Origin of the sequence: Asticcacaulis sp., assembly GCF_020217185.1 — a bacterium.
In the GTDB taxonomy this organism is placed as follows: domain Bacteria; phylum Pseudomonadota; class Alphaproteobacteria; order Caulobacterales; family Caulobacteraceae; genus Asticcacaulis.
The window spans coordinates 1-10,000 of sequence record NZ_JAIWNX010000054.1 but is presented as its reverse complement, the minus strand read 5'-3'; the positions used below and the strand labels follow the sequence as shown (position 1 = coordinate 10,000).

The 10,000-nt window shown below is 59.2% G+C and carries 12 protein-coding genes; all 12 read left to right on the top strand.

The features are described 5' to 3' along the window. Nucleotides 1-325: universal stress protein (locus LDL37_RS02600; RefSeq protein WP_290793914.1), on the top strand; the 325-nt coding region annotated here is incomplete at its 5' end. Between the two features lie 117 nt (nucleotides 326-442). Beyond that, nucleotides 443-1,009, top strand: a complete 567-nt coding sequence (locus LDL37_RS02595) for a NifU family protein (RefSeq protein ID WP_126422050.1) — start codon at nucleotides 443-445, stop codon at nucleotides 1,007-1,009. Further along, the gene (tsaB, locus tag LDL37_RS02590) at nucleotides 972-1,682 is read left to right on the top strand and encodes a tRNA (adenosine(37)-N6)-threonylcarbamoyltransferase complex dimerization subunit type 1 TsaB (RefSeq protein ID WP_290793908.1); all 711 of its coding nucleotides are present in this window, start codon (nucleotides 972-974) and stop codon (nucleotides 1,680-1,682) included. The genes LDL37_RS02595 and tsaB overlap by 38 nt, the downstream gene beginning before the upstream one ends. 21 nt (nucleotides 1,683-1,703) lie before the next feature. After that, on the top strand, nucleotides 1,704-2,147 hold the full coding sequence (gene rimI, locus LDL37_RS02585) for a ribosomal protein S18-alanine N-acetyltransferase (protein WP_290793905.1): 444 nt from the start codon (nucleotides 1,704-1,706) through the stop codon (nucleotides 2,145-2,147). Nucleotides 2,148-2,220: 73 nt separating this feature from the next. Then, nucleotides 2,221-2,631: a Fur family transcriptional regulator gene (locus tag LDL37_RS02580; protein ID WP_013477699.1), complete on the top strand. Its 411-nt coding sequence runs from the start codon at nucleotides 2,221-2,223 to the stop codon at nucleotides 2,629-2,631. A gap of 89 nt (nucleotides 2,632-2,720) precedes the next feature. Then, entirely contained in the window at nucleotides 2,721-4,088 is a 1,368-nt protein-coding gene (gene miaB, locus LDL37_RS02575) for a tRNA (N6-isopentenyl adenosine(37)-C2)-methylthiotransferase MiaB (protein WP_290793900.1), read from the top strand. Then, nucleotides 4,085-5,044 carry a PhoH family protein gene (locus LDL37_RS02570; protein WP_126422060.1) on the top strand — a complete coding sequence of 320 codons (960 nt, stop codon included), beginning with the start codon at nucleotides 4,085-4,087 and terminating at the stop codon, nucleotides 5,042-5,044. The genes miaB and LDL37_RS02570 overlap by 4 nt, the downstream gene beginning before the upstream one ends. After that, nucleotides 5,037-5,507 carry an rRNA maturation RNase YbeY gene (gene ybeY, locus LDL37_RS02565; protein ID WP_290793895.1) on the top strand — a complete coding sequence of 157 codons (471 nt, stop codon included), beginning with the start codon at nucleotides 5,037-5,039 and terminating at the stop codon, nucleotides 5,505-5,507. Before LDL37_RS02570 ends, ybeY begins: the two co-directional genes overlap by 8 nt. Before the next feature lie 10 nt (nucleotides 5,508-5,517). Further along, the gene (locus tag LDL37_RS02560; RefSeq protein ID WP_290793893.1) at nucleotides 5,518-6,408 is read left to right on the top strand and encodes a hemolysin family protein; all 891 of its coding nucleotides are present in this window, start codon (nucleotides 5,518-5,520) and stop codon (nucleotides 6,406-6,408) included. Further along, nucleotides 6,405-8,090, top strand: coding sequence for an apolipoprotein N-acyltransferase (lnt, locus tag LDL37_RS02555; RefSeq protein WP_290793891.1), 1,686 nt, complete (start codon nucleotides 6,405-6,407; stop codon nucleotides 8,088-8,090). Before LDL37_RS02560 ends, lnt begins: the two co-directional genes overlap by 4 nt. An 86-nt stretch (nucleotides 8,091-8,176) precedes the next feature. Further along, complete coding sequence (locus LDL37_RS02550; protein WP_290793888.1) at nucleotides 8,177-8,596, top strand: helix-turn-helix transcriptional regulator; 420 nt, start codon at nucleotides 8,177-8,179, stop codon at nucleotides 8,594-8,596. A gap of 283 nt (nucleotides 8,597-8,879) precedes the next feature. Further along, the coding region (metK, locus tag LDL37_RS02545; protein ID WP_290793885.1) for a methionine adenosyltransferase at nucleotides 8,880-10,000 on the top strand (1,121 nt) is incomplete at its 3' end.

Here is a 10,000-nt window from a genome sequence, read left to right as displayed (position 1 = left end):
GGGGGTGCGCGATGAAATCGAGCGCGAACAGCGCGAAGAGGCCGAGACGCTGTTGTCCACCCTGTCCGACGAAGCGGCGGTCAAGTCCGGGCGCCCGGCGGAAATCATCATCAAAACCGGGCAGATGAAGGACGCTATCCGCGAAGTCCTGATCGCCGACCGCGATATCAAGATCATCGTCATCGGGGCGTCGGGCGGCAATCCCGGCCCGCTGGTCAATCTGCTGGTCCGCGAAGGGGTAGGGACGCTGGGTGGCACGCGGCCGGTGCCGGTCACCGTGGTGCCGGGCGATATCAGCGACGAAGCGATCGAAGAGTTGATGTAGGCCGATATGACATCCCCCTTCTTTGTCGTAGGGTATGACAAGAAGTTGGACACTCAAAGCTTGCCATCCTCTGCATTTACCCCCATTTGAGCGGGAGATTTATCCGGAAAGCCGCTCATGTTTATCCAGACCGAAGCCACACCCAATCCCGACGTGTTGAAATTCATCCCCGGCCGCGAGGTTCTGGGTAAAGGGTCGCTGGAGTTCCGCACGGAAACCGAAGCGGAAAAATCACCGCTGGCCCTGTCGCTGTTTCAGATTGACGGTGTGGCGGGCGTCTATTTCGGCTCTGACTTCCTGACCGTGAAGCGTGATCCGGAGGCGGGTCTGATCTGGGCACAGATCAAGGCCCCGATTTTGGCCGCCATTATGGACTTCTATGCTTCGGGCCGTGCGATCCTCAATGAAGAGGGTGCCGCCAATGAGCGCACCTATGAGGGCGAAGTAGCGCAAATCGTTCTGGAAATCAAAGACCTGCTTGATACGCGCGTGCGTCCGGCGGTGGCACAGGATGGCGGCGATATCGAATTTGAACATTTCGACATCGAGTCCGGCACGCTCTATCTGCATATGCGCGGGGCCTGCTCGGGCTGCCCGTCCTCATCGGCCACCCTGCGTCAGGGCGTGGAATCCCTGATGAAACACTATGTGCCGGAAGTCAAAACCATCGAACAGGTCCTGTAAGGTGGCGCTGGCCTTTGTCAAAGATACGGCGCTAAATGCCTGTCAGGTTGGGCTTTTTTCGCATAAAGACGGGTCCGTCTCTGAGGTGGTGGCACTCAGGGAACATATGACGCGCGGGCATCAGGAATTTATCGGTCCCGCCGCTCTGCAATGTTTCGAAATAGCCGGAATCAATCCACGCGGTGTCGATATTCTGGGCGTGACCTTGGGGCCTGGGTCGTTCACCGGCCTGCGCGTCGGTCTGTCTTTCGCCAAGGGTATGGCGTCGGGACTGGGCATAGGTTTGCGTGGATTTTCGACGTTGGAGCTGATGGGGCGGGCAGCGGATTTTGATAATCAAAGACGACTGGTGGCGCACGATGCCGGACGCGGTCAGGTCTATTGCCAGCGCCTTGACGCCGATAACATCGTTTCACCCCCTGAGTCGTATGATATTGTAAAATTAGATGAAATCGACATGGGTAGTGGCTGGGACTGGCTGATCGGGTCGGCGGCACCGCTTTTGGCCGAACGCTTCCCGCAGGCACAGATTGCCGCGGATGTTTTGCCGGATTTAAAGGCGATGGCAACCCTGTGCTTTGCTCAGACCACCGCCTATGATGACCTGACGCCGCTCTATATGCGCGACGCCGATGCCAAGGTTTCGGACAAATCAGTGATCAATTTCGCCTGAGAGAAGAAATTTCCGGATAATATGAATAAAATTCGCCAAATTGAAGAATTTGACCCGCGATTGGTAGAAATCCACACGCAGACCTTCGATTTCGGTTGGAACAATTCTGATTTCTCGGAATACTTGAAAAGCGAAAAATATACGGCTTTTGGCGTTTATGAGGCGGAGCGGCTTCAGGCCTTTGTGCTGATCTCGGTGGTCGTCGATGAGGCCGAAATCCTGACCATCGCGACTGACCCGTCGGCGCAAAGACGAGGTTATGCGCGCGCCTTGTTGCAGCACCTGATCGCGTATCTGGCGCATAAAAGCATCCGCAGTCTGTTCCTCGAAGTGGCCGTCGATAACCCTGCCGCTATCGCCCTTTATGAGGGTCTGGGCTTCCGTCAGGTCGGCCGTCGCCCGCTTTATTACAGCCGTCGCGGCGGCGTGCTGGTGGACGCCCTTATTCTCAGTCTTGCGGTTTGAGACGATTGCCCTTAATTCCATAGGGGTGCGGCGCAACGCCGCAATGTATAAACGACAAATCCGGGAGGGCCGCATGGACCGTATCGAACAGCAATGCGTCGAAAAAGGTATGCGCATGACCGATCAGCGCCGGGTCGTCGCCCGTGTGCTGTCTCAGGCCACGGATCATCCGGACGTCGAAGAACTGTACCGTCGCGCTGCTGCCGTCGATCCCCATATTTCGCTGGCTACCGTCTATCGCACGGTGCGTTTGTTCGAAGAAGCGGGCGTGGTCGAACGCCACGATTTCGGCGATGGCCGTTCGCGCTATGAACAGGCAGGTGAAGATCACCACGACCACCTGATCAATATCAAATCGGGCGAAGTGATCGAATTTTTCGATGAAGAGATTGAGAAGCTGAAAACCGCTCTGGCCGAAAAGCTGGGCTACAAGCTGGTGGGTCATAAGCTTGAACTGTACGGCGTGCCGCTCGACGACAAATAAGCCGAAGGGGCCGGACCCGGCCACGCCCATGTGGATAAAATCCGGTCTTTGGCCTTGAAAAACGAGGCCTGAAACCTCATAAGCACCGCATGAGTGAAACCGCATCCGCCGCATCCAAAAAGCTGCACATCAAAACCTATGGCTGTCAGATGAACGTCTATGACAGCGAGCGCATGGCTGACCTTCTGCGCCCGCTGGGCTATGCCGTGTCCGATCAGGCCGAAGGCGCTGATCTGGTGCTGCTCAACACCTGCCATATCCGCGAAAAGGCGGCGGAAAAGGTCTATTCCGAGATCGGCCGCCTGAAGGTGATGCGTCAGGAAAAGGAAGCGCGCGGCGAAGGGCGTATGACGATTGCGGTCGCCGGTTGCGTGGCGCAGGCCGAGGGCGAAGAGATCATGAACCGCGCGCCGGCCGTCGATCTGGTCGTCGGGCCGCAGGCCTATCATCAGTTGCCGGAGCTGATCGCGCGCACCACCCGCGCCAAGGGCGAGCGCCTGAAGGCCGACTTCGCCCCGGAAGACAAGTTCGATGCCCTTTCGACCGAGCGTCAGGTGAGCGGTCCGACGGCCTTCCTGACGGTTCAGGAGGGCTGTGACAAGTTCTGTACCTTCTGCGTGGTGCCCTATACGCGCGGTGCCGAATGGTCGCGCCCGGTGGCCTCGATCCTCGAAGAGGCGCGTTCACTGGCCTCAAAAGGCGTGCGCGAAATCACGCTTTTGGGGCAAAACGTCAATGCCTATAACGGGCTTGAGGTCGATGGTCAGGAATCGACTCTGCCGCGCCTGATGCAGGCCCTGTCGGAGATCGAAGGGCTGGATCGTATCCGTTACACCACCTCGCACCCCAATGACATGACCGATGAGTTGATCCGCGCCCATGCGGAAAACCCTGCGGTCATGCCCTATCTGCACCTGCCTGTGCAGTCCGGGTCGGACAAGATCCTGCGTGCCATGAACCGCAAGCACGGGCGTCAGGCCTATATCGAGCTGATTGCGCGCCTGAAAGCCGCCGTGCCGAACATCGCCCTGTCCGGTGACTTCATCGTCGGCTTCCCCGGTGAGACGGACAAGGATTTCGAAGAAACGATGGACCTGATCCGCACCGTCGGTTACGCCTCGGCCTTCTCGTTCAAATATTCGAAGCGTCCGGGCACACCGGCCGCTGCCATGCCGGGTCAGGTCGATGAGGCCGTGGCCGATGCGCGCCTTCAGGCGCTTCAGGCTCTTATCAACGAACAGGCGCAGGCGTTTAAGGCCTCGCTGGTGGGGCAAACCATCGACGTGCTGTTTGAAAAGCCGGGTCGCTATGGTCAGCAGGCCGTTGGGCGGTCGCCCTGGCTTCACGCGGTGTTTGCCGAAGACGCGGCACACCTAATCGGTCAGATCGTGCCGGTGAAGATTGTGGGCGTGGGGAACAATTCTCTGATCGGGGAACTGGAAAAGGTACACGCTTGACCCTTGCCACCGAAGATTTCATAGAACTGAGCGAAGACAAGGTTCTGGCCCTGTCCGGACCGGCGCAGCGCTATCTGGCCCTGATCGAAGGGGCTTATCATGTGCTGATCGAAACGCCCGGCGGCGGGTTTCAGGTGACGGGCAAGGTGCGCGATCGTCAGCGCGCCCACGTCATCCTCAACGCCCTGTCTGAGCTTTATGACGAAGGCGTGGAGATCAGCGAGGTCGATGTTCGCACCCTGATCCAGAATCCGACGGGTAAATCACCGGTGTGGGCCGATCACCACGGCCAATCGCATGTGATCGTGATGGGCCGCAAAGGCGCCATTGCCCCCAAGACCGAGGGGCAGGCCAAATATTATCAGCAACTGCTGCGCAACGACCTGACTTTCGGACTGGGGCCGGCAGGGTCCGGCAAGACCTTTATGGCCGTGGCGCACGGTACGTCACTGCTGCTCAAGGGGGCGGTGGATCGTCTGGTCATCACGCGCCCGGCGGTCGAAGCGGGCGAAAAGCTAGGTTTCCTGCCCGGTGATCTCAATGAAAAGGTCGATCCGTACCTGATGCCGATCTGGCAGGCGCTGGATGATATTCTGGGGGCGGAAAGCCTGCGTCGCCGCCGCGAGCGCAACGAGATCGAGGTCGCACCGCTGGCCTATATGCGCGGTCGCACCCTGTCCAACGCCTATGTCATCGTCGATGAGGCACAGAACACCACCAAACAGCAGATGAAGATGGTGCTGACGCGCCTGGGCGAAGGCTCGAAAATGGTCGTCACCGGCGATCCGTCGCAGGTCGATCTGCCGCGCGCTTCGGATTCCGGTCTGGTGCACGCCGTGGGTCTTCTGAACGATGTGAAGGGGGTGGGGGTGTCGCGCCTGACCGCCGAAGACGTGGTACGGCACGAACTGGTCGCGCGCATCGTGCGTGCCTATGACAGCGAAAAACATGACTGAATTTGCCCCTCTGATCGACATTGAGGTCGAACACGACGACTGGACCGAAGCCCTGCCCGAGGTGTCGGCGGTGGTGACCGGCGCGATTGAGGCGACCTTTGCCTATCTGGGGGCGAAGGAGCAGCTTGATCTGGTGGTGCTGCTGACCGATGACGCCGAAATGAAGGCGCTCAACAAAGAGTTCCGTCAGAAGAACGCCCCTACCAATGTGCTGTCCTTTCCGGCGCCCGATATGATGCACCCGCATCTGGGCGATATCGCTTTCGGGTTCGAAACCTGCGTGCGCGAAGCGAAAGAACAGAAAAAAACGCTTAAGGCCCATGTGGCGCACCTCAGTGTGCATGGCGCTTTGCATCTTTTGGGGTATGATCACATCAATGATCCCGAAGCCGAGGAGATGGAAGACCTTGAGCGTAAGATCCTGCACGGGCTCGGCATTGCCGATCCTTACCTAGAGAAATAGGCCACTGACCATGCCGGAGCCTGACAGTCGTAGCGCCAAGCGCCCGACCGGACCCAGAAAGACCCTGTTGAACCTCTTTGGCCTTTTGGGGCCTGATGAGGCGGAAAAGCCGCTTAGTCTGAGCGACCGTCCTGAGGCTTCCAACGACCTGATCGAACACGCCCGTGCCTTTCAGAACCTGCGCGTATCCGACGTGATGACGCCGCGGGTCGATATTATCGGCATCGAAGACACCGCCACCCTGTCCGAACTGGTGCGGGTCTGCGTCGAAAGCGAGCATTCGCGCCTGCCGGTCTATAGCGACAATCTCGATCATCCGGTGGGTGTCATCCACGTAAAAGACGTGTTCAAGCTGCTGGCGCCGTCGGATGACCGGCGCATTCCCGACTGGGACGCGCCCGTGACCGACCGCCTGAAGCGCGAACTGATCTATGTCCCCGGAGCCATGTCGGCGACGGACCTGCTGCTGAAGATGCAGACCGAGCGGTCGCACATGGCGCTGGTGATCGACGAACACGGCGGCACGGATGGGCTCGTCACGCTGGAAGACCTGCTCGAAGCCGTGGTTGGGGACATTGCCGATGAATATGACGACGAGGAAGCCGAAGACCTGATCGAAACCGCCGAGGGGCAGATCGAGGTCAGTGGCCGCGTCGAGCTGGAGACGCTTGAGGAGCGGCTGGGCCTGCGCCTGTTCCCCGAAGACGGTGAGGATGAGGTCGATACGCTGGGCGGGCTGGTGGCTGTGCTGGCCGGGCGTGTGCCGCAGCCGGGCGAAATCATCCCTTACGCGGCGGCGGGGATAGATATAGAAGTGCTGGACGCCGATCAGCGCCGCATCAAACGCCTGCGTCTGCATCGTCACGAACGCAAACCCGACCTGATTCCGGAAGACGTATGACCCTGACCGAACTCGGTGCCCGTTTGGCGCCCGCCTTCGCCCTGTACCGCCGCTATGTGGGGCCGAAACGGCAGGCGGCGTTGATGGGGGTGCTGCTGGGGCTGGCGCAGCCGCCGTTCGGATTTCTGCCTGGGCTTCTGGCCTATGCCGTCCTTCTGTGGAGCCTTGATCAGGACCTCGGCCCCAGGCCCTTGCGCAAGGCGTTTGCCATTGGCTGGTGGGCCGGGTTTCTCTATTTCCTCGTCGGCTGTTTCTGGGTGGCGGAGGCCTTTCTGGTCGATGCCAGCAATCAGGGCTGGATGGCCCCGTTTGCGGTCTGCCTGCTGCCCGGTGGTATTGCCCTGTTCTGGGGGGCGGCGTTTGCAGTCTATCGCAAACTGGCCAGTGGGCGATTGGCGGGGCACTGGTCACGCTGGCTGGTTTTTGCCGGTCTGTTCTGCCTGTTTGAGTGGCTGCGCGGGACGATCCTGACCGGGTTTCCGTGGAATCCGGCCGGCGCGACGTGGAAGGCGGGTTCGGCGATGTCGCAACTGGCCGCGCTGTTCGGCGTCTATGGCCTCAGCCTGTTTACCGTCACCCTGTTCGCCAGTCCGGCGGTCAGCCGTCGTGGATACGGCTTGAAGGGTCTGTGGCCAGTGGCCGTGTCGGCGGCCGTGCTGGTCGCGGGCTTCACCTTCGGGGTTGTGCGCCTGTCCACGACCGAGGTTACGACCACCGGCACATGGATACGCCTTGTGCAGCCGAACATCGGTCAGCGCGCCAAGTGGACAGAAGGCGCGTTGCTCAAGGTCATGCGCGGCTATGTGACCTATAGTCAGGCACACGCGAAGCGAGAATTTTTACAGTCCGTTACAAAACGTGATAATAAGGGTTACCCAGACGTTATTATCTGGCCGGAAGGGGCGCTTCCGGACGCTGCTGAGAACTTGCTCGATCCACAATCGGAGACTGCAAACCTGTTTGCTGGCCTCCTTAAGCCAGATCAGATTTTGTTATGGGGCGCCTATCACCGCGCGATAGATGACCATGACGCCCTTGTATGGCGTAACTCGATGCTGGCGCTATCGCGCGATGAGACCGGCACAAATTATCAGGTTGTCTATTCCAAGTTCAAACTGGTGCCGTTTGGTGAGTTTCTGCCGTTCGAAAGCGTGCTGGAAAGCCTTGGCGTAAAGGAGTTAGCGCATGTCGGTGACGGCTTTAGTCCCGGCCCGCGTACGCATCCCGTCGAGGTCACAGGATTGCCGTCGTTTCTGCCGCTGATCTGTTATGAAGGCCTGTTCCCCGCCTTGGCCTCGGGTGAAGCCAAACCACCGTCTGCCCCATTACGGCCATCATGGATTGTCAATATTTCCAACGATGCGTGGTTTGGCCCGACAACCGGACCGGTGCAGCACCTCAACCTGTCCAGCTATCGCGCCATCGAAGAAGGTCTGCCCATGGTTCGGTCAACCCCTACGGGTGTCTCTGCGGTGATTGACCCCCTGGGGCGCATCGTTCCGGGCTCGGAAATTGGCATCGGTCAATCAGGCTTTCGTGATGTGATGTTACCATCTGCGGTATCATTTGCCCCTTACACGCTGTGGCGGCACCTGCACCTCATGCTTGTGGCGCTTTTTTGCTTGATTCCATTGGTATTTGTGACTTTTGTAAACGTTAGCAAAAACAACCAAGAAAGATGACCGCCTCCCAGGTCCGGATGGGAGGGGGTGTTACGACAAAAAGCGGTACGGCGACAACGCCGGCTGTAAAAAGTAAAGAGGCAAAGTTGGACGAAAATTCTAAGACGGACCGCAGTCCGAATCCGGTTGATTTGCATGTCGGTGCGCGTGTGCGTATGCGTCGCAAGTTTTTGGGAATGTCGCAGGAGGCGTTGGCAGAAACCATCTCCCTGACCTTCCAGCAGGTGCAGAAGTATGAGCGCGGGTCCAACCGCATCAGCGCGTCGAAGCTGCATGAAATCTCGCGGGCGCTCAAGGCCCCGGTAGCCTACTTCTTTGAAGGCTATGGTGAGTCCGAGGCCGTTGAAGGCTTTTCGGAGTCACAGTCCGAGCAGTTCGTGCACGGCTTCCTGATGACCACCGAGGGCATTGAGCTGGCTGAGGCGTTTCCGCGCATCAAAAACCCCAAGCACCGCCGCCGTATCCTTGAGCTGGTGCGTGCACTGGCGGAAGACAGCGAAGATTAAAAGATTACAGACAGACCTACCTCCCCGCAAACCCCGCCCGACCGGCGGGGTTTTTATTGTGGGAATGGGCATACTTAGAGCGATGTGCGGAAACGGTGTTCGGCGAAGCCAAAAGTGTGAGCGGTTTTCCGCAAAAACATTGCGACAAAACAAAAATTTAAAGCGAAATGGCGATTCCTCTTAAAGTCATTTCGCTGTAGTGGTTACCCCACAAACGACTTGATCATATAAAGATATGTTTATATGAGTGTGCAAACACTTAGTTGAACAGCGGAGTTCCGCCATGCGCCCGTCCTACATCTTCACTTCCGAAAGCGTCTCCGAAGGCCATCCGGACAAGGTCGCCGACCGGGTTTCCGATGTCGTCGTCGATGCCTTCCTGCGCGAAGACCCCGAAGCCCGCGTCGCGTGTGAGACGCTGGTAACCACCGAACGCGTCATTCTGGCCGGTGAGGTGCGCGCCGCCGATGACAAGATGCGCGAAATCATCGCGGGTCTGGAAGACAAGGTGCGCGCGGCCATCAAGGATATCGGCTACGCGCAAAAGGGCTTCCACTGGGCCACGGCCCACTATGCCTGCCACCTGCACGCCCAGTCGGCCGACATCGCCATGGGCGTCGATTCTGCTGAGAACAAGGACGAGGGTGCCGGCGATCAGGGTATCATGTTCGGCTATGCCTCGGATGAGACCGCGGAGCTGACCTCGGCCCCGCTGCAATGGTCGCATAATATCCTGCGTCGTCTGGCCGAAGCGCGTCACGGCGGCGATCATCGTCTGGAACCCGATGCCAAGTCGCAGGTCACGGTGCAGTACGAAAACGGCGTGCCGTCGCGCATCCTCAAGGTGCTGATCTCGCACCAGCACAAGGAAGGCCTGACGCCGAAGGATGTGGAAGCCATCGTCAAGCCCTACGCGCTCGAAGTCCTGCCGCAGGGCATGGTGACGGCGGATACCGAATGGCTGGTCAATCCGACCGGTAATTTCGTCATTGGCGGCCCGGATGGCGATGCCGGTCTGACTGGCCGCAAGATCATCGTTGATACCTACGGCGGTGCCGCCCCGCACGGTGGCGGTGCCTTCTCTGGTAAGGACCCAACCAAGGTCGATCGTTCGGCGGCCTATGCCCTGCGCTATCTGGCCAAGAACGTGGTCGCGGCGGGCCTCGCCAAGCGCTGCACGCTTCAGGTGTCCTACGCGATTGGTGTGTCGCGCCCCTTGAGTTTCTACGTCAATACCCACGGCACGGGTCAGGTGGACGAAGCGAAGCTCGAAGCCCTACTGCCCGAACTGATCGGTGGTCTGACGCCGCGTGGCATTCGTTTGCATCTGGGCCTCAACAAACCGATCTACGAGCGCACGGCGGCCTATGGTCACTTCGGCCGCACACCGGAAGACGATGGCGG